Below are 19214 nucleotides of genomic sequence, written 5' to 3' on the forward strand. Positions count from 1 at the left end.
GAGCTTCGGGCGAGCTGCGTCTCCCAGGGGTTCTTCCACGACGAACTCGTCACGCTGCGGCATCGCGGCGGAAGGTTACGCAGCTGCCTCGATGCGCGCCATGATGCGGGTGGGCGAACGGATACGCGCGTCAAGGAAGCTGGAGACCAAGTCGGCCTCCTGTTCGTCGACCACGTGATCGTCACAGCGTCGGGCCGTTTCAGCTCGTTCGTGGCGAACCAGTGGGCAACCGACTCTGCGCGGAAATAACCGACGGGACCCGGTATAACAATCCGGGGGGAACCAACCATGGAGGTCATCATGATGTCGCGGTTCTTGAGCCGCCTTCGCGATCCCGAGCTGGTCAGCAAGGCGATGCGTATCGGGGCCGCCGTCCTCACGATGGTCGCCCAGGTCATCCCCATCATTACCGGAAGGAAAACCGAATTGGCCAACAACGCCCAGAACAACAACGCCCAGCCCGCCCAGGACCTCTCGACGCCTTTCCTCAAGCGCGTCATGGCCAATGACTCGACAAAAAAGGGCGCTGCCGCGCTCGTGGCCGGCGTCGTGCTCGCGGTCGTCACCGAGGCCATCTGGCCCTCCAACTCGTAGCCGACATCCTCGGCGAGGCGCTATTCGACGAGCTGCGGCGCCGCCTCAAGGACATCGCCCCTGTCGCCGATGAGACGCTCGAATGGCTCCGGGAGGCGGCACGTCCGCCGCCGGGCGTCGAGCTCGTCAGCGAGGACGGGGCCATGTTCACCGGTGTCGTGTTCGTCGAGCGAAACCGTCCCGTGGCCATGCTGGCATTCCGGCATGCGCCGACGCGGTCGGCGCCTCGATACGGTCCGCCCCAATACCCCAACCAGTACCCGCCTCCCCACCAGCGGCACCTCTTCGACGAGGACGAGGAGGAGTCGCCGCCGGCCTGGAGGCCCAGCAGGTTGTGGGATCGTTGAAAGCGTTCATCGTCCGTCGACCAGGGCGTCCCGCTGGCACGTAGTGACGTGCCCCGGGGCGCCCTTCTGTTTCCGGAAAGGAGATTCCCATGCGCGTCAATGGCCGCATGCTTCGTTACTCTACCCTCGCCGAGCGGCGCATGTTCCTCTCGCTCGGCATCACGGAGCTGCGCGTGCCGCGTTCCATGAACCCGTACACCGTCGCCCGGCGAATCGCTCGGGCGGCGAAAAACAACACGCCCGACATGGAGCTTTTCAAGAGCCTCGCCACGCAGTCGAAGCGTGCCCCCGACCAGGCGCCGGGGCCGTCGCCGGACTTCGATCGGCCCGAGCCCGTGCTGCCGGAGCCGCACGAGCCGCTGCATGCCGCGGCGTAGCAGCCTCGAAGAGCTGCGGTGCGCGCTTCGGATCGCGGAGCCCAATACGAAGAGCCTCAGCCGATATCTCGAGGAGGCGTCCGAGCACGTGGCCGTTCTCCTCGGGGTCGAGCGCGAGGCTCTCGAACAGCTCATCGGCAAACCCGACCGTGAAGTGGGGCCGAAGCTCGAGGCCCTGCTTCACAGGCGAACAGAAGCGCAGGAAGCGAGGCGCGCGGAGCGGGCAGCCCAGATCGCCGGCTCTGCCGCCGAGCATCTCGCTCGCACCGCCGTGTGGCACGAGGGGCGGGTGCATCTCGACCCGAGCATTCTTTTCGGTGCCATCCTCGCGGATGTGGGGCACAAGTTCATTGCGTTTCACGGCGGACGTGCGTTCGAGATCCGCATTCTGCGCCATACGCTGTGGAGCGCGGGCGAGGCGCTCTCCCGGCACGACGACCTCGTCGTCTGGGTGGATGTCGAGGGGCTCCACTTCCGCTGGAAGAACGGGCGAGGCGGCCTGAACTTCCTTTCGCAGCACGTGCCCGCGCGCGACATGGGGTTCGGACTGCACGTGTATCTCACGCCGCCCGTACAGCGGCCGAGCGTGCACCGGGCGCAGCGGCCACCGCGGCGTCCGGTCTCGCTAGGCGATGAAGTCGTGAACATGACGCTCTTCGCGTAGCGCCTGACGACAACGTATCGCCGCGACGAACCACGTCTGCGGTGCCCTCTATTCGGACGGCATGCTTGAAAAGCATTGCGTCCTCTCTCTGGACACCCCATGACCAGCAGCGCTGCTTCGACCCTTTCCCGGTCCCAGCGCCGTGTCGCCGCCGGAGGTCGCCATATCGGCGACATCGTCGGATGGAACACGGAGCGCATCAATGTTTCCCGCGAGGACGCTCGAAAGCTCCTCGCGGCCGAGAAGTTCGAGCATCTCATCGTGGACATGGATCCCGCCACGGCGCTCTCCCGCGCCGCCGGCGAGGTCAAGCGGCCGGCGAACATCCTCGTCCGGCCGTTCTCCCGCCCGAATGTCGACACGCCCGCGTCGTTCGGGGTGTACCTCCAGAACAAGAACGACGGCGAGAAGGGCGACAACGTCGTCTGCGGCGCGCGGTGCCGCGTCGATTCGGGTGGCAACCGGATCGTCTCTCTGCCGCCCGAGGGAGGCGCCGGGCTCGAGGCCGCTCTCGCACACGCCGAGAACATTGCCGCGCACGCCAATCACCTCATCACGCATTGCGAGACGCGGGACATCTCGAATGTCCTCGTCGCCATGGTGAAGGCCCTCTCGGGGGTGCCCATCCGCAACCGGGGCGGCCTCTACCTGCTTCCGCCGCCGTCCTGCGGCACGTGGAAGCGCCTCAAACCCGCGCTCGAAGAGCTGCGCGTCGAGCCCCTCACCATCGAGATGCACGACGCGCCGGACAACCTCGCCGTCGCCAAGTCCGCGGCGCAGAGCGCGCTCGAGTCCGACATCGCCGAGCTTCTCACGGATCTCGAGAAGGCCAAGACCGACGGCATGCGACAGGACGCCCTCTCGCGGCGGGTGCAGTTCTGCAATGAGCTCGTCGCCAAGGCCGAGCTCTACCGCGGCGTGCTCGCGGGGGTCTCCGACAAGATCACCACCAAGGTGAAGGAGCTCCAGGACAGCTTCCAGCGCCAGCTCTCGGGCGGCGGAAGCAGCGGGCCGTCGTTCTCCATCGCCGTGAACGACTGATTGCACGCCAAACCGGCCCCGTCTCGGGTGACACCGGGGCGGGGCGCCGCCGCGGCTTCAACCAGTCGCGGACTTCCCCAACATGAAAAAGAACGGTTCCATCGACATGGGCTCCGTCCGCGCGCGGTTCCGCGCCGTGCGTGATGGGCTCAATGCGGCTTTTCGGGAGCGCGAGGACGCGATCGAGTGCATGTTGCTCGCCGCGCTCGCGCAGAGCCACGCGCTGCTCGTCGGGCCTCCGGGCACGGCGAAGAGCGCGCTCTTCTTCGGGTTCCTCGCGTCGTTCCCGGACGCGCGGAAGTTCCAGACGCTCGTCACGAAGTTCGGGACCGAGGACGAGTACTTCGGCCCCGTGAAGCTCTCGGCGCTCAAGAACGACCTCTGGGAGAGGAATCTGGATGGCCGCCTCGCGGCTGTCGAGTGCGCCTTCCTCGACGAGGTCTTCAAGGGCTCGGACAGCGTGCTCAATGCATTCCTCTCCGCGATGAACGAGCGGCTCTACAAGGGACAGCCGATTCCCCTGCGGCTGCTCGTTGGAGCGTCGAACGAGCTGCCCGAGGAGGAGATCCTCGCGGCGATCTATGACCGTTTCCTCCTGCGGGACGTCGTCGAGTACGTGCAGGCGGACGCGACGTGGATGCAGCTCGTGGCCACGCCGCCCGAGTACAAGCCGGCGGCGCAGATTGCCCTCGCGGAGTGGGACGCCGCGTGCAAAGACGTCATGCGCCTCGAGTTGCCCCAGCGTGTCGTCGAGGAGCTGCTTCGGCTCCGTACGGCGCTGAAGGCGGATGGCCTCGTCCTCTCCGATCGGCGCTGGATCGCGCTCACGCGTGTCCTCAAGGCGGCGGCGTGGCTCGACGATGCGCCCGCGGTCGAGCTCGATCACCTCTCCGTCCTGAAGTACGGACTCTGGAACAAGCCGGAGGAGCGGGCGCGCGTCGTCGCGGTCCTCCAGACGGTCGATCGCTCCGTCGTCGCGCAGGCGATCGATATCGTGGACGAGGCGCTCCGCGGATACGCGAATCGGCCGACGGAGCCGGCGGCGTATCAGTCCGCATTGCCCCAGCTCGCGGACAAGGTCACGGAGGCGGGCAAGCGTGTGCAGGATCTGCTGAAGAACGGCGTGTCGCGCCGCGCTCACGCGCGCATCCAGCCGAAGCTCGACGAGCTCAAGAAGGCCCACGACGCGCTCACGGCCGACCTCTCCAAGCGCTACGCGCTGCCGTAGGCCATGGGCACGTTCTTGCAGGCGAGGCGCCGGCATCTCTGTGTCAAGGAGGCTTCCTTCGAGGACGCGGAGAAGGCCGGCGACCTGTGGAATGCAATCGTGGGGCTCGGGCGGGATCCGCCGACGCGCTCATTCGCGGAGGCCGTGAGGGATACGGTTCCCGCCGAGTACATGGCCTTTCTCGCCCTCGACGAGGTCGGCGCGGCCTACGCGTTCGGGCTCTTGTGGAAGGCGGGAAAGCACGTCCCCGAGGGGGCCTCGGCCTTCGAGATGCGCAGCGCTGCGCGCGAAGAGTGGGCGACGTTCGACAGGAAGGCGAAGCAGGTCAAGCACCTCTCCGATGGCTTCGGCTGGGATTGCTCGTCGGCCTGGGCGCAGGTTCGGCAAGTGGATGCTACGGGAGACGACATGGATCGGGTCGAGCGCATTGCTCGGCTGGCTGGTCGCATGTTCGCCTCGCTTCGCGGCGCGCACGCGAGCAAGGTCCACGGGGTCTCGGGCGAGGTGTACTCGGTCGAGCAGGGCAATGACGTCGCCCGGCTTCTGCCGGCAGAGACGGTGCTCCTTACCGATCCGCAGATCGAGATCGTGGCCCTCGAACGAATTGCCTCTCGCCGGGCCGCGCAGTACGCGGTCCGGGGGACGACGAAGAAGTCGAAGGGACCGCTCGTGCTCGCGCTCGATGAATCGGGCAGCATGTCCGGAATCCGGAACGAGTGGGCGAAGGCCGCTGCGGTGGCGCTCGCCCGCGTTGCTGCCGCAGAGGATCGGCCCGTGGCGGTGGTGCATTACGCGACGTCCACCGTGGTGCAGATCGTGAAGCCCGGAGACAGCGCCGGGGTCGTGAAGATGATCCTTCACTTCCTCAGCGGTGGAACGGCAATCGGCCTGGCCCTCAGCGTCGCAGTGGATCAGGTGAAGGTGCTCGCGCAGAAGGGCCAGCACGGCGCCGACATCATCCTCGTCACGGACGGCATCGACCGGAACGAGGAGGAGCAGAAGAAGTCGGTCGACGCGGCGTCGAGCATCGGCGTGCGGCTCTGGACGGTGGTGATCGAGTGCTCCATCGCGGAGGACTCGCCGCTGCGAAAGAGGGCCGCGCAATACACCGAGCTCAATGACAAGGCGATGACCGAGGGCTCGAGCATCACGCTGCTCGCGGGGGCAACGTGAGCGACGAAGATGACGATGTCGGTGGAGAGTTTGTCCTGATTGCGGCTTACAGCCGCGCGCAGGCGCTCGAAGACGGCACGCTCGTCGACGTCACCGAACTCGCGAAGCAGGCCGGAATCAAGGCGCCGGTGGCGCTGACGCGCTCCGTCTGGGAGAGGTACGTCGAGCTGTCCCCGGCTGCGGAGAAGGCGGGAAACGACACAACGGGCAGGACGTGGGACATCCTCTGGATGTTCCGCTGTGCCGCCCTGCAACGGCCGGATGAAGCCGAGATCCGGTACCAGTTGCATGTCGTCACCGACTCGATTGAACCGTCCCTCGTCGAGCTGAAGGCCATCATCGGGCCTGGCGACGACGGCGAGGCGGTCATCACGATCCTCTTGCCCGAAGAGGATTGAGCGACAAACCAAGAACAGGAATGCGGCGTGCGGTTCTTCCGTGCGCCGCATTCGCTTTTTCAGGGGAGACACATGTCGTCCAAGCAGTCGCCCACGAAGAACGCGGAGAACGAAGAGCAGGACCGCGTGGAGGAGTGCATGGCCTCGTTCGCGCTCGCCAGTGACGGGCACGTTTACATCCACGAGGACGAGCTGCCGGCGGACAAGCGGCGCGGGCGGAAGGAGTGGCGCGGCGTGCGCCTGACGCGGGCCGAGACGGAGTTCTTCGCCGAGGAGGTCGAGCTCATCATGCCGAACGTGGCCGTCGCGCTGCGAAGCGCCATCGAGAAGGGCAAGCTCGGCGGGCAGGAGCCGCCCGAGGGCGCCGAGCCGGTGAACCCGGGGACGGGGCCGGAGTCGGGCGTCTTCTGATCGAAATGGGCCCGGGGGCATCTGCCTCCGGGCCCGCTTCTTCCTTTTCACAATCAATCAGCCGAAGGGAGTCGATATGGGGAAGCATCCCCAATCGGAGAAGTGCCTCCGGAGCGAGGTGCTTTCCATCTCGCTCACGGGTCTCGTCGCGTCGCTCGTGAGCATCGTCGTCACGATCGAGACGGGCGCGAGCGTGTTTCAGCTCGTCGGTCTCGCGGAGATCAGCCTGCGCGAGACGAAGGTGCGCGTCCGCTCCGCGCTCGCGCAGGTCGGCGTGCGCCTCGATGGCCACAACATCACGGTCAAGATCTCCCCCGCAGATCTTCGGAATGATGGGTTCTTCGACCTGGCCATCGCGACGGCCGTGATTCTTGCCTTCGAGAAGATGACGCTGCCCGGCACCGTCGTGCTCGGCGAGCTGTCCCTCTCGGGGGGAGTGCGGCCCGTTCGTGGGGTGCTGCCGGCGCTGCGGGGTGCGGCGAGCAAGGGGATCCAGCATGCGATCGTGCCCCGTGCCAACCTCGCGGAGGCCGCGAGCGCGCTGGAGCTCGACGTGCGCGTGGCGGGTAAGTTGGATGCCGTGCAGGACTACCTACGTGGCGCCTGCGAGCTCGAGGGCGCGAGCCTGCCCTTCCGACCGAAGCAGCCTGCGGCGCTCGATCTCGCGGACATGCGCGGGATGGCCTCCACGCGGCGAGCGATCGAGATCGCGGCGGCGGGCCAGCATTCGATTCTCCTCGTCGGCCCGCCCGGTGCTGGGATCACGATGGCCTCGCGCCGCATCCCCACGATACTGCCCCCGATGTCCGTGGACGAGGCGCTCGAAGTTACGAGCATCCACTCCGTCGCCGGATTGCTCAATTCGGAGCAGGGGCTCGCTACGAACCGGCCGTTCCGCGCGCCGCATCATACGGTGACTCCGGCAGGACTTGTCGGAGGAGGAGAGCCCGTGCGTCCCGGGGAGGTGTCCCTCGCCCACGGCGGCGTCTTGTTCCTCGACGAACTGCCGGAGTTTCGTCGGAGCTCGCTCGCCCTGCTGGAGACTACGCTCGCCCAGGGAGAAGCGGTCATCATCCGGGGGCAGAACCGCACGGTCTTTCCAGCGCGTCCTCTCCTGGTTCTGGCAACGCACGCGTGCCCTTGTGGGTTCTACGGGGACGCGAAACGGCGGTGCACATGTTCTGTCGAGCAAATCCGGCGTCATCGGGAGCGTGTGCGTGGGCCCCTGTTCGAGCGAGTCGACATGCAGATCGTGGTGCCGCCTGTCGACGTCGCGCAGCTCGGGGGCAAGGCGAAGGGCGAGAACAGCGAGACGGTGCGGAACCGGGTCGTTGCAGCACGAACGATCCAGCATGCGCGCGCCGCGCGGCAGAAGGTCGCCGCATCGCTCAACACCGCGTTGAACGACCGCGACCTCGAGCGCATCGCCGTGCCGGATGCGCAGGGCAAGCGGACCCTGGAGCAGGCCGTCGAGCGTCTCGGGCTGTCGGCCAGCCTCCGGACCAAGGTGCTCCGTGTGGCCCGAACGATCGCTGACCTCGACGGGAGCGAGGTCATCCGCACGCCGCACGTGGCCGAGGCCGTGCTCCTCGCTCCTGTCTTCGGGCGTGGCTGATGACCGACACCCAAGAGCCGGAGGAGGCCGACGAGGGACCTCCAACCGAACCGGGCATGAAGGCGAGGCCGACCATCCCCTCGGAGGATCGTTGGCACATCGCCTCGTGCTCGGAAGGCAGGGCCATCATTCGTGATCAGAACGGACTGTTCGTCGCGGAGGTCATTGAGGCGGATGCCGCGCTCATCGCGGCGGCTCCCGAGCTCCTCGACCTCATGAACGACCTGCTGGACGACCTCCGTCGCGATCATCGCATTCCCGAGGCGCTCGCGCTCCTCGAACGGCTGACCACGCACGCGAGCCGCAGGCAAAAGCAGGAATAACAACCACGGCGCTGCCTCCGGGCATCGCACGAATAAGCACCCGAGCCCAGATGTGCCGCGAATGGCGGCTCCTGGGAGCTTCGACAGGCGCACCTTCTCGGGGAGGTGCGCTCTTCTTTTGTGGACCAACGACCATGCAGCAGAACAACGGCGCTCTCCGCGGCGCCCTGCAGGCCATCGAGAAACAGTACGGCAAGGGGGCGATCATGAGCCTCGGGGATGACAATCCGGATCGCGGCGTGCGGGTCTTGCCCACGGGCTCGCTCGCGCTCGATGCCGCCCTCGGGATCGGAGGATATCCGCGCGGCAGGATCGTGGAGATCTACGGGCCCGAGTCGTCGGGCAAGACCACGCTCACCCTGCACGCGCTTTACGAGGCGCAGAAGGCGAAGGGCATCGCGGCGTTCATCGACGCCGAGCACGCGTTCGATCCGAACTACGCGCGCAATATCGGTGTCGACGTCAACCGCTTGCTCGTCTCGCAGCCCGACAACGGCGAGCAGGCCCTCGAGATCGTCGAGACGCTGACCCGCTCCGGCGCGGTCGACATCATCGTCATCGACTCGGTCGCGGCTTTGACACCGAAGGCCGAGATCGAGGGCGACATGGGCGACGCGCACATGGGCCTCCAGGCGCGGCTGATGAGCCAGGCGCTGCGCAAGCTCACGGCGATCGCGTACCGGACCGAGACGCTGCTCATCTTCATCAACCAGCTCCGGCACAAGATCGGCGTCGTCTTCGGCAGCCCCGAGACGACGACGGGCGGCAATGCGCTCAAGTTCTACGCGAGCGTGCGCCTCGACGTGCGTCGCATCGGGGCGCTCAAGGTCGGCGAGGAGGTGCTGGGCTCGAAGACCCGCGTGAAGGTGGTGAAGAACAAGTGCGCGCCGCCCTTCCGGGAGGCGGAGTTCGACATCCGCTGGGGAACGGGGATCGACGCAGCCGGGGACCTGCTCGACTTCGCCGTCGCCCACGGCATCGTCGAGAAGACCGGCGCGTCCTTGTCTTTCCGCGGGGATACGCTCGGCCAGGGCCGGGAGAAGGTGCGCGAGGCGATCAAGGGGCCGCTGGGAGCAGCGATCCGGAGTGCCATCGAACACTCCCTCGCGCAGCGATCGGCCGCGGAGTAGTTGAGGGGCCTGTGCGGGCGCCTGTGCGTCATCACGCGGGCAAGAAGAAGTAGAGATCAGCGCGCCGTCAGAGTCACCGAGGCAACTCGCAGGACTTCTGACGCGCGCACAGCCCTCTCGGAGGGTTCATGTTCACGGAGAAGCAGCCGGGGGCCAAGCGGGTCGCTCTCGTGGGCTGTTCGGCTCTGAAGAACAAGAAACCGGCTCCTGCAAAGGACTTCTATACGTCGGCGCTCTTTCGCGCCGCCTACGCGTACGCCGAGAAGACATGCGACGTGATGGTCATCGTCTCCGCCTTCTACGGCGCGGTCGCCCCGAAGACCGTGCTGCACCCGTATGACCGGAGCCTCCGCAAGTTCCGGAAGAACGATCGGGAGGACTGGGGAGCGCGAACGATCGGCGAGATTTCGCCGATGTTCAACCCTCCTCCACAGCTCGTGATTCTAGCCGGAAAAGTTTATGCCGACGCGCTCGTACACGGGGCGCATTGGCACAACCTCCCTCGGCCGGAAGAACCGTTGCGGAAGATTCGTGGATGTGGCGCGCGGGTCGCGTGGATGAAGGCGAATACGCCAGTTGTGAAATCGAGCTCCTGTCAGTGGAGTAATCAATGACGAAGAAGAAACTCGACCAGAAGAGCGGCACCCAGACCGGTCCGACGAAGGAGAGGAGCCACGAGACCGAGGCGAAGAACCCCGCGTCCGAGTGGGCCTTTCCGGCCATCCGCGGTGTCCAGGCCGGCGGCGAGTACTACTCGGTCATGGTGCACCTCCGGGACGTGGCGAAGCTCTTTGCCCCCGTGGATGGCAAGCTGCCGCCCGAGCTCCGGGCGCAGCGGGTGCTGAGCAAGGTCCGTGTTCCGAAAATCGCGGACTACATCACGAACAACCCGACGAGCTACACGTTGCCGGCCCTCGTCGGTGCGATCGACGGTCTGCCCCGCTTCGAGCCGGCGCACGAGAAGAGCCACATGGGCACGCTCTACATCCCGCGGGACATGACGGTCGCGGTCCTCGATGGGCAGCATCGGCGGGCGGCGGTCGCGATGGCGCTGTCGCAGGAGTATGTGAGGAAGCGGCGGGGATCGCTCGGCGATGAGAGCCTCTTCGTGACGCTGTTCGTCGACGCGGGGCTCGAGAAGGCGCAGCAGCGGTTCGCGGACTTGAACCGCTTCGCGGTGCGGCCGAACAACTCGCTCGGGCTCTTGTACGACCACCGCGACGAGCTGGCGAAGCTCACGCGCGCCGTCGTTCGCGACGTCTTCCTCTTCAACCAGCTCACCGACGGGGAGAAGACCTCGGTCTCGGGCGGCTCGAACAAGCTCTTCGCGCTGGCCAGCATCCATGCGGCGACGAAGGCGCTGCTCGCGGGGTTCAGCGGGAGTTTCGAAACCGCGAGGCAGATCGCCGTCGAGTTCTGGACCGAGCTCACACGCGTGATGCCGGATTGGCACGAGGTCGGCCTCGGTAAGATCAAGGCGCAGGTGCTGCGAGATCGGTGCGTGCACGCGCACACGGTCGTGCTCGAGGCCCTCGGCCGCGTCGGCAACGCCGTGCTCCGGGAGCGGCGCGAGGACTGGAAGAGCGTGCTGACGGGGCTCGGGACGCTGGACTGGTCCCGTGCGAGCCCGCGGTGGGAGGGGGCACGGTTGTAAACGGCAGGGTCATGAAGAACGCGGCGAGCGTGATCCTGACGGCGAACCTGATCAAGCATCATCTCGGGCTCGAGCTCTCCATCGAAGAGCGGCGGTACGAGCCGGCGCTGGTCGGCGAGGACGCGCAGGTGGACGGGGCGGCGGCGACCGCCTGACCGGGACGACGGCGCAGCTCGGGGGGCTGCGCCGCTTTTCATTCTTGGGGTGTCAATGAAAGCATCGCTCGCCGAGCTGAGGCGACAACCGCATACGAGCATCGCCCAGCTCCGGATGTTCCTGCACTGCCCGCGGCAGTACAGGTTGAAGTACATTGACCGTGTCCAGCCGTCATTCCGGCCGATTGCTATGGTCTTCGGGGCCATCTGGCACGAGACGGTGGACAAGTACCTGCTGGGCGCTGGGCCCGAGGAGATGCGCGAACTCTTCCGCGGAGGGCTCGAAGCTGCGGTGAAGGCAAGTGCCCCGCCGGTATTGTTCAATGAGGATGAAGACCTCGGGCAGATGAACGACCTCGGCGTGCGCATGATCGGCGTGTTCGTGGAGCGCGTGCCGCGGCCGAAGAGGGTACTCGGGGTGGAAGTCGACTTCCTACTCGAGCTCGCGGATCCCAGCACGGGAGAGATGCTGCCGGTGCCCCTCGTCGGCGCGATTGACGCCGTGGTCTCCACCAGCGGCAGAAAGGCCGTCTGGGAGTTCAAGACGGCCGCGAGGAAGTGGAGTGCCCCGATGCTCCAGTACGACCTTCAGCCGACGGCCTACGCGATGGCGGCGCGGAAGGTGTTCGGGAAGGTCCAGGTTGTCCTCATCGTCGCTACGAAGACGAAGAAGCCCGACATCCAGATCGAGCAACTCTCGCGCGGGAAAGGGGATGAACGGGACCTTGCTGCGACGGCGGCGTCGGCGCTTCGAGGCATCAAGGCGGGCGTGGACCATCCAGTCCGGGGCTCGCAATGCGTGTCGTGCCCGTTTGCTTGGAAGTGCCGGTAGAGCGCGCGAAGTATGCACCAGGAAGCGTGGTGGGTGAAGTCGAGCCCACCACTCTTTCCGTTAATTCCAGTCGGTCTCTTCGCCCGGATGCAGTACTATGTGGTCGACTATCAATGACGGTACCGCCTCCAGTGTCTCGAGATCTGCCGCCCGCATCCGGAGGGTATCAGCCATACGGAGAGATCCCCCTACTACGCTTCACCGCCGAGGATGTGAAGAACCCACCGCACTCCTCCTTCCGTCGACACGTCTGGCATACCTCGACGTACACATTCTTCCAATCCGAAATGCTCTTCCGTGCAAACCGATGCAACGTCGGATCGAGGACGCAGAGCTGATGGTTATAGATCGAAGTCGCCATCCCCGCACGGTCCAAGGTCAAGACAGCTTCTCGTAGTGGCCTCTGGTAGTCGACCGGATCGATCCACAACGCCTCGAGATTGGTCCTCGCGAACCCCACGTGCTCGAGGCCCATGAGCGCGACGTGATCCAAAAAGGTTAAGTTCTTCGCGACGAAGCGCGCGAACTCCGGCATCCTCTCGACCGTCTCCCGATGGATCACGAACCGAAGCTCGACGCGGACCCGCCGCCGCTTCAGGTTCAGGATTCCTCGCACCGTCTCGTCGAAGGCACCTTTGGCCTGGACGACATAGTCGTGCTCCTCGGCCAAATCCGAGTAAAGCGGGATACCGATCATCAGATCCGGATGCCTCACGTCGCCGACGGCGCGCGCGAAACCGGCGTCGGAGAACCGTCGACCATTCGAGAGGACATGTACGCCCGTGCGGGGGAGGTGCTCTCGGAGCAGCACGAGGAGCCGCACGAGACGCTCGCCCAGGAGAGCAGGCTCGCCCCCCGTGATACCGATCTCCGTGGCATCCGGCGAAATCAAGGGGATGGCCCGCTCGATATCGTCCACGAGCCAGCCGTCGTCGTGGTCCTTCGGCGGCTGAGAACACATCACGCAGAAGTTGTCGCAGCGCTCGGTCACGAGGAACGTGTTCGACCGTGAATTCGCGCGGTAGAGCGCCGAGACCGTGCCCCGCACGGGGTCGATCCGTACGACGTCCCCGTCGCGCAGGTAAGTGTGATCCGCGCCGAGGAGATACGTGTCCTTTGGGGCCAAGGGGCGTGCCGCCTGGCGGAGGAGGTATCCTCGGAACCCTGGTGGAAAATCGGACGCCTCCCCGGACAGCAGCAGCAGCAGCTTCGATCGAGCCGCCTCCGGAAGCGCCGGAGTCTCCGTGATTCGCGCGACGAACGGCGCGCGCGAGGTTTCGGAGAGCGCCCGCAGACCACGCGCCGAGAGCTTCACCAGCATGGACTCATACCCACCGGAGAAGGATGTCCCGCGCCTCGGCGTCGGTCTCGAGGAGCCCGATCACGTGCCGCAGGACGCCCATCTGCTTCGTGCAAAATGCGCTGAACGCCTTGTGCCCGACGGCGTCGCCCTGCGTGGCCCTGTGAAACACGGGATCGGCGCCGCAATAAGGCAGGAAGGGACAGTCGGCGCACATGGGCATGCCCTCGAGGATGGTCTCGCCGAGCGGTGCGAGGAGCGCTTCGGACGTCAAGAGCTCCTCGTAGCTGTGCTCGTCCAGGTGCCCCAATCGGAAGGTCTGGTCCCCCATCTCGGCCAGCATGCGGCCCTCATCCGATGCATACACCGCACCGTCGTAATTGTAGACGAGCGCCCCGATCCCGACTCCTGCGGGGGATTGGAGATCGACGTATCCCGAGCCGAGGGGCGAGAACATCTTCTGGAGCAGGATGGTCGTGAACTCCTCGCGCAGGAAGTAGCCTCCGGCATTGATCCGGAGGATGTGCGAGAGCCCGCGCTTGTAAAAGTCGAGCCAGTCTTCGACGCCGTACCGTTTGACCAGGCTCCGCGCCGCGAATCCGTACGGGCTGAGGCTCCGCAGGAAGATGCCGTGGAACCCGAGGCGCACGTACTCGTCGATGATCTCGTCGACGCGCGACAAGCTCCTCGGCGTGGTCGTCATGAGCGCCGATATCCGGTCCAGACCGAGCACCTCGCGGACCCTGTGAATCCCCTCGACCGTTTTCCGGTGACTGCCACCGCCGCGCGTCGGCCGCTGGCCGTCGTGGAGATCGGCGGGACCGTCCAGCGAGGTCGACAGGTACACGCCGTGCTCCTTGCAGAACGACAAGACGTCGTCGGACAGACGCGAAAGATTGGAGGTAATGACAAACTGTAGATCGCGCCGGTGGTCCTCGTTGAGCTTCCGCGCGCGCTCCACGATGTGGCAGACGAGCGGGAAGTTGAGGAGCGGCTCGCCTCCCTGAAGCTCGATCTTGATGTGCTCGTTCGGGCTTCTGAACACGAGATCGAGCGCCTTGTCGGCGTGCTCGACCGTCATGTCGAACGCGGTACTGTCCTCCGATTGCCTAGAGACCTGGCAATACTGACAGGAGTGATCACACCGCAACGTAACGACGAAGATGTGTAGCCCCGTGAACGCGGCAACGCGCTCTGCTCGGCTCCTGTATTTCAACGCCAGCAAATCGAAGGCGACAGACGAGTCGTTTTCGTACAGGAAATGGCGCGACTTCAGCGCCTTGTAGACGCTCGTGTCCGAATCGAGCCTCCGCTCGAGGAACGCGACGAGCTCGTCACGCGCGAGGCGGACGTACTCGCCGACGTCGTTCGTCACGATGTACGCATGCTCGTCGAGGCGACCGAAGCGCAGGGGCAGCAGGCGATATCCCGCCGACGGCGCGTAGGCACTCCTCGGATGGAAGACCGCCCGCGCCATGTCACCCGCGGGGAGGGAGGCTCGTGCGCGAGAAGGCGTGGGCGAGGATCAGTGCGCGGAGCGAGGCTGTTTGTTCTCCAACTTTCTCACGGAGCTCCTGGTCAAGGAGCTCCTGGAAGAAGAGCCTCGCCGTCTCGAGGGCCTCGCGCTCGCCGGTCGTGGGCGAGAAGGTGAGCGTCACGACGAGCGAGTGCTCTCGGACCTCGCCGATGATGGCGGTGCACTTCGCGGCCAGCCTGTAGGCGGTCTTCTGTACGGCCGAGAGGCGGTAGGCGCGGACATCGACGGTGACGCCGATGCATCCGTCCCGAAACACGAAGGGAGCGTCCGCGCCGGGATCTTCGGCCCTCATCCGCCTACCACTGGACCACGATCATGCCGGTCTGCCCCTCGGACACGTCGATGCTCGTGTTCGTGTCGCCGACGAACTTGTTCTCCACGCGGACCTCGTGTCGTCCGGGCGTGAGCGTCAGCGTCGCCGTGGAGTCGGTTCCCACGAGCTTCCCGTCCACGAAGATCCGGCCCCCGGGATAGGCCACGAGCGACACCGTGGCTGGCTTGGGGGGAGGAGGCGGCGGGGCCGGCGCTTCTTCGCTGTCGTAACCTCGGGAGCCCGAGGCATAGCCCCCGGAGTAGTGGCTGCGGTGCGACGAGTGCGAGCGATGTGAGCTGTGCGACCGGTGCGCGAGGTACATCGGCTGCTCGATGCTCGGGGCCGTGAGCAGCAGTGAGTCGTCCTCGCCGTCGTCGTCGGGCTTCCGTGGGGACTGGGCGAGCGCGCTCGGGACGAGCGCGTCGGAAGGCAACGCTCCCTGCACGACGGCCATGATGGCTGTTCCCAGCGCGACGAGAGGAGGACGCGGATTGCCCACGTCGCATTCTCGTCCGGATCCTCCGTGTGCGTCAAGGCGACCTGTTTGTCCGACCCGAGGAGGCTCTTTGGCGCACCTTTTCCGCTCCGCGGGGATGTCTGGAAGCTCTACACGGCTCGTCAGGACGAAGGTACGCTCGCCAAGATGGTCGCAACTCCGTATCGGGGCGAGGAGACGGACGACGCAAGCGCGAACGTGAACGTGCGGACCGCGTTCGCGTCGTGGGCCCGCACAGTGTTCGGGGCTCCTCGACGCCCCGATGCGTTGATCACGTCGGTGAAGGAGCGCGACGAGCTCATCACGCGCGTGGCGACGACGGTGATCCGTCGCGACCTCGTGCAGCAGCGCATCCCCACGCACGAGCGCAGGAGCCGCAGCACGAGCCCGGTCCACGAGGCGACGCTCGATCCGTTCCGCGGGACGATGGAGGATCTGCGCACGCGCACCGAGCACGTCGACCGCTGCACGCCGTGCGGTGGCGGCGGCATCGCGGCGTGCCCCGCATGCGGCGGGAGCGGCAGGCAGCGATGCGGGGGCTGTGGCGGCAGCGGGCGTGTGCTCAAGCACTACAAGAAGTCGAGCAAGTACATCAACTGCTCGATCTGCCGCGGAGGCGGCACCGTGGGCTGCGGCGGGTGTCTGTCGAAGGGCACCGTTACGTGCGCGGGCTGCGCGGGGAGCGGCCAGCAGCTCGTGTGGTGGACATACCAGGAGAGCATACGCGTCGTCGTTCAGATCTCGACGGACAGCCCGATCGTGATGGCGCACGGGCAGCTCCGCGAGGAGCGATTCCTCCGGCCTTCGGACCTCGGAGCCTTCACACAGTTCGTCTCCGTGGAGGGCGCGGGCAGCATCGCCGGAGGCGAGCTCGCGCCGGAGGATGATGCCGCTCTGCGAAGACAAACCCCCGCGATCGATCCCCAGCTCGAGCGGATCCAGGCGCAGCAGTTTCTCCGCTTCGGCGTTCTTCGCCGCGACGTGCGGTACGAGATGTGCGGCACGAAGGGGACGGTCGTCCTGTCGGGCGCGAACCTGGTCGGGGCCACGACGCCGAAGGCCGTGCAGCCAATTCGCCGACGGCTGATCCTCTGGGGCATCACGTCGTTCCTGCTGTTGATCGGCGGCACGTGGTTCATCACGGCGATGAGCGGGCCGACGACCTATTTCCAGTCCGTCAACCGAGTCATCGCCTTCGCGTCGTTGATCGGCATCGCGGCGGCCATCGTCGCGGTCGGAGGCCTGCTGCGCGCGCTTCGACCCGGCTTCCGTTTCTGGCCGGCGAGCGTCGTGGATCGCGCCGCGATAGGGATCAGCGCGGCCGCCTTCCTGCTCTGCCCCGTGGTGGGTTACTTCGGCAAGCCGAGCCCAAAGGAGGTGCAGCAGGCGGTCGCCACGGGGGACCTCGATCGAGCCCGGATCACCGCGGAGGCGCTCACGGCGACCGAGTCGTCCAAGCAGGTCTCGGATGTCGTCGACGAGCTCGAGCTCGCCGAGGCCGAGCGGCTTTCAGGAGATGCGCGCCTCGAAAAGCTCGACGAAATCGCTGCGCGAAACGGCAGTCATGCGGGCGATGCCAAGGCGCGCACGCAGCGGGCACGCATCGAAGCGATCGAGGCGGCCCTCCAGGCGAACCGGTCCGCGGACGCCGCCGGGCTGCTCGAGCGCTGGTCGTCGGAGCTCTCGGACGTCCCGGAGATCGGTGATCTCAAGGCGCGCGTGTTCGACGTGCAGGGCGCTGCTTGTACGGATGATGCCTGCCGCTTCGGAGCGGCGAGAGTCGCAAAGGCGGCACACAGCACGCCCGAGCGCGAGGCTACGCTCGACAAGACGCGGCGGAAGCTATGCGAGGAGCTCGACGCCCGGAGCATTCCCGCGGGCGATCTCCTCTCGCGGGTCCGCTGGCTCCGGTCCCAGTCGAAGCTGGCCGCCTCCGCGCGACGGCTCGGCGAGGGGGACGGCGAGGTCCAGGAGAAAGCGAAAGCGGCGGCGGTGTGGGCGAGCAGCGAGCTCGGCAAGGTGGCGTTGATCGGCGCGCCCGTCAGCGTGGTGAACGAGATTCTCGAGCGCGAGCCCGGCTCTGCGAGCACGGGGTGGACCGAACTGAAGGGCGTGTCCGTGTACGCGGCGATGGTCGGCGGCGTGTGCACCGGCATCTATGCCGTCGGAGCGGCGCAGGGCCAGCGGTCTCTCTACGGACAGGACGAAGGGCTGCGGCGGCTCGTCGCGCAGGCGACGGGGCGGTCCGAAGTGAAGCTGCCCGCGCGGCCGGCGTCTTCTAAGACGCATGAAGTCTCGAAGTGGAACGAGGGGAGTACGCCGGTTGTGGCGCGATGGAATGACAATCTGTTGATGGAGCTGAGGATTGGGACTGTGAATCTGTAATGCTTCGGGTCATCTCATGAACTGGACTCCAATCACGGTGGGCGTCCTGGGCGCGTGCCTCGTTGCGTGCGGCAGCTCGACACGTAGTGCATCGCCAAACCCGTCCACGCCGACTTTCATCATGGTGCCGCCGTCGAGCCCACCCATGCCAATCACCGCTCCGTGGCACGCCGAGCTCACGAAACCATGCGGTTCTGCCCCCCTGATCTCGCGGGCGCGGCTTGCTCCGGTCGGCGATATCGACGGCGACGGGCGCGTCGACGTCCTGGAGACGACCTGCGCCGACCACGCGGGGGCCGATGCGTGCGTCATGCGTCTCTGCCTCGGTGTTGTCCAGGGAGGTGGGTTCATGGCTGCGGCGTGGACAGCACCGACGCCCCAGTCGGTCGTCGCGTTCAGCGACGTTGCTGCGCCACGAGACTTCGAGGCATTCGAGGTGAAGTACGCCGGGGGTGGTGCGTGCGTCTCCGGCCGCCGCTTTCACTGGGTTCGAGGCCGAGGCGGCTACCTGAGGACAACGAATCTCCGCTGCGCGTGCACAATTCCGGCGGGTGCCCCGCTACCGCCAGGATGTGCGAGGGTTCTCCCGTGAAGCGACACTCGCTCATCGCCTGGGGCATGTTCATCATCTCGGTGCTGGTCGGATGCAGCGCGCAGATGGACCGACGCCTCGGACAGGTCGAGCAACGGCAGTCGGAGCTCGATCTCCGGGTGGCTGAAGACGAGCGACGCGCAGCAGACCTACGCGCCGATACACTTCAGTTGCAGCACCTGCTCGATGCGCAGCGACGATGCATCGCTTGGCAGGAGTGCCGAGCTCGGACCTCGCGTATCCAAGCGACCATCATGGCCAAGCTCGCCTCGTGCAACATGAACACGGCGCACTGGTTCGCGTGCGACGCGCAGCGGACGAGAAACACCGCGGAAGGTGCCGGGCTGGGCTGCCTCCTCGGCTGGGTAGTCGCCGGCGTGACCGGCGGCTCCGCGGCGCCTGCAGTTCTGATCGGCTGCGGGGCGGGTGCTGCTACCGGCAGTTCGGGGAGCACGGGCTCATGCACGACGCAGCCGAAGCCGCAGCCTTGCGGAAGGATGGAGCCCGCGTTCCGGAGTGAGGCACTCATGCTCGAGGGCCTCACCACCATGCCCGATTGTGGAATAATGCCGACAGAATGCGTCGCGCTGAACTTTTCCTCACGCTAGGCGTTTTCGCCTGCGGTTGTGGCGGAGGCCGTCTCGAAGGA

Annotated in this window: 23 protein-coding genes; 19 read left to right on the top strand and 4 right to left on the bottom strand. The window is 66.4% G+C overall.

Translation table 11 applies throughout. From position 1 onward, the window contains the following. The 17 genes from QHF83_RS45665 to QHF83_RS45745 form a co-directional block, all read left to right on the top strand. On the top strand, nucleotides 1-249 hold a 249-nt coding region (locus QHF83_RS45665), incomplete at its 5' end, for a hypothetical protein (protein WP_282424421.1). Nucleotides 250-288: 39 nt separating this feature from the next. Further along, nucleotides 289-594, top strand: a complete 306-nt coding sequence (locus QHF83_RS45670) for a hypothetical protein (protein ID WP_282424422.1) — start codon at nucleotides 289-291, stop codon at nucleotides 592-594. A gap of 143 nt (nucleotides 595-737) precedes the next feature. Beyond that, on the top strand, nucleotides 738-941 hold the full coding sequence (locus QHF83_RS45675; RefSeq protein ID WP_282424423.1) for a hypothetical protein: 204 nt from the start codon (nucleotides 738-740) through the stop codon (nucleotides 939-941). Nucleotides 942-1030: 89 nt separating this feature from the next. Continuing rightward, on the top strand, nucleotides 1031-1318 hold the full coding sequence (locus QHF83_RS45680) for a hypothetical protein (protein WP_282424424.1): 288 nt from the start codon (nucleotides 1031-1033) through the stop codon (nucleotides 1316-1318). Then, nucleotides 1305-1982, top strand: a complete 678-nt coding sequence (locus QHF83_RS45685; protein ID WP_282424425.1) for a hypothetical protein — start codon at nucleotides 1305-1307, stop codon at nucleotides 1980-1982. The genes QHF83_RS45680 and QHF83_RS45685 overlap by 14 nt, the downstream gene beginning before the upstream one ends. A gap of 99 nt (nucleotides 1983-2081) precedes the next feature. After that, nucleotides 2082-3023, top strand: a complete 942-nt coding sequence (locus tag QHF83_RS45690) for a hypothetical protein (protein ID WP_282424426.1) — start codon at nucleotides 2082-2084, stop codon at nucleotides 3021-3023. An 82-nt stretch (nucleotides 3024-3105) separates the two neighbouring features. Beyond that, a complete protein-coding gene (locus tag QHF83_RS45695; RefSeq protein WP_282424427.1) occupies nucleotides 3106-4251 on the top strand; it encodes an AAA family ATPase in 1146 nt (381 codons plus the stop codon). A 3-nt stretch (nucleotides 4252-4254) separates the two neighbouring features. After that, nucleotides 4255-5424, top strand: a complete 1170-nt coding sequence (locus tag QHF83_RS45700) for a VWA domain-containing protein (RefSeq protein WP_282424428.1) — start codon at nucleotides 4255-4257, stop codon at nucleotides 5422-5424. Then, entirely contained in the window at nucleotides 5421-5822 is a 402-nt protein-coding gene (locus QHF83_RS45705) for a DUF6573 family protein (protein WP_282424429.1), read from the top strand. Before QHF83_RS45700 ends, QHF83_RS45705 begins: the two co-directional genes overlap by 4 nt. A gap of 72 nt (nucleotides 5823-5894) precedes the next feature. After that, nucleotides 5895-6233, top strand: coding sequence for a hypothetical protein (locus QHF83_RS45710; RefSeq protein ID WP_282424430.1), 339 nt, complete (start codon nucleotides 5895-5897; stop codon nucleotides 6231-6233). A gap of 76 nt (nucleotides 6234-6309) precedes the next feature. Continuing rightward, nucleotides 6310-7848 (top strand): YifB family Mg chelatase-like AAA ATPase, encoded by a 1539-nt coding sequence (locus tag QHF83_RS45715; RefSeq protein WP_282424431.1) that lies wholly within the window; start codon nucleotides 6310-6312, stop codon nucleotides 7846-7848. Further along, complete coding sequence (locus tag QHF83_RS45720) at nucleotides 7848-8171, top strand: hypothetical protein (protein ID WP_282424432.1); 324 nt, start codon at nucleotides 7848-7850, stop codon at nucleotides 8169-8171. Before QHF83_RS45715 ends, QHF83_RS45720 begins: the two co-directional genes overlap by 1 nt. 134 nt (nucleotides 8172-8305) lie before the next feature. Then, entirely contained in the window at nucleotides 8306-9301 is a 996-nt protein-coding gene (gene recA / locus QHF83_RS45725) for a recombinase RecA (protein WP_282424433.1), read from the top strand. A 128-nt stretch (nucleotides 9302-9429) separates the two neighbouring features. After that, nucleotides 9430-9915 (top strand): DUF6884 domain-containing protein, encoded by a 486-nt coding sequence (locus tag QHF83_RS45730; RefSeq protein WP_282424434.1) that lies wholly within the window; start codon nucleotides 9430-9432, stop codon nucleotides 9913-9915. After that, the gene (locus tag QHF83_RS45735; RefSeq protein WP_282424435.1) at nucleotides 9912-10955 is read left to right on the top strand and encodes a DNA sulfur modification protein DndB; all 1044 of its coding nucleotides are present in this window, start codon (nucleotides 9912-9914) and stop codon (nucleotides 10953-10955) included. The genes QHF83_RS45730 and QHF83_RS45735 overlap by 4 nt, the downstream gene beginning before the upstream one ends. A gap of 11 nt (nucleotides 10956-10966) precedes the next feature. Then, nucleotides 10967-11110, top strand: coding sequence for a hypothetical protein (locus QHF83_RS45740; RefSeq protein ID WP_282424436.1), 144 nt, complete (start codon nucleotides 10967-10969; stop codon nucleotides 11108-11110). 55 nt (nucleotides 11111-11165) lie between these two features. Then, the gene (locus tag QHF83_RS45745) at nucleotides 11166-11942 is read left to right on the top strand and encodes a PD-(D/E)XK nuclease family protein (RefSeq protein WP_282424437.1); all 777 of its coding nucleotides are present in this window, start codon (nucleotides 11166-11168) and stop codon (nucleotides 11940-11942) included. Between the two features lie 166 nt (nucleotides 11943-12108). On the opposite strand, the gene hxsC is transcribed toward QHF83_RS45745, so the two are convergent. From hxsC to QHF83_RS45765, 4 genes are read right to left on the bottom strand one after another with little or no spacing between them, the layout of a single operon-like run. After that, on the bottom strand, nucleotides 12109-13263 hold the full coding sequence (gene hxsC / locus QHF83_RS45750) for a His-Xaa-Ser system radical SAM maturase HxsC (RefSeq protein WP_282424438.1): 1155 nt from the start codon (nucleotides 13261-13263) through the stop codon (nucleotides 12109-12111). Nucleotides 13264-13267: 4 nt separating this feature from the next. After that, nucleotides 13268-14719: a His-Xaa-Ser system radical SAM maturase HxsB gene (gene hxsB / locus QHF83_RS45755; RefSeq protein ID WP_282424439.1), complete on the bottom strand. Its 1452-nt coding sequence runs from the start codon at nucleotides 14717-14719 to the stop codon at nucleotides 13268-13270. 1 nt (nucleotide 14720) lies between these two features. Further along, nucleotides 14721-15071 carry a His-Xaa-Ser system protein HxsD gene (gene hxsD / locus QHF83_RS45760; RefSeq protein ID WP_282424440.1) on the bottom strand — a complete coding sequence of 117 codons (351 nt, stop codon included), beginning with the start codon at nucleotides 15069-15071 and terminating at the stop codon, nucleotides 14721-14723. Between the two features lie 4 nt (nucleotides 15072-15075). Further along, nucleotides 15076-15591 (bottom strand): PEGA domain-containing protein, encoded by a 516-nt coding sequence (locus QHF83_RS45765; RefSeq protein ID WP_282424441.1) that lies wholly within the window; start codon nucleotides 15589-15591, stop codon nucleotides 15076-15078. Between the two features lie 144 nt (nucleotides 15592-15735). Between QHF83_RS45765 and QHF83_RS45770 the strand changes: the two genes are divergently transcribed. Further along, nucleotides 15736-17973, top strand: coding sequence for a hypothetical protein (locus QHF83_RS45770; RefSeq protein WP_282424442.1), 2238 nt, complete (start codon nucleotides 15736-15738; stop codon nucleotides 17971-17973). A gap of 618 nt (nucleotides 17974-18591) precedes the next feature. Continuing rightward, nucleotides 18592-19173: a hypothetical protein gene (locus QHF83_RS45775; protein ID WP_282424443.1), complete on the top strand. Its 582-nt coding sequence runs from the start codon at nucleotides 18592-18594 to the stop codon at nucleotides 19171-19173. Nucleotides 19174-19214: the final 41 nt, after the last annotated feature.

Source organism: Polyangium sp. 15x6, from assembly GCF_029960785.1.
Classification (GTDB): domain Bacteria; phylum Myxococcota_A; class Polyangia; order Polyangiales; family Polyangiaceae; genus Polyangium.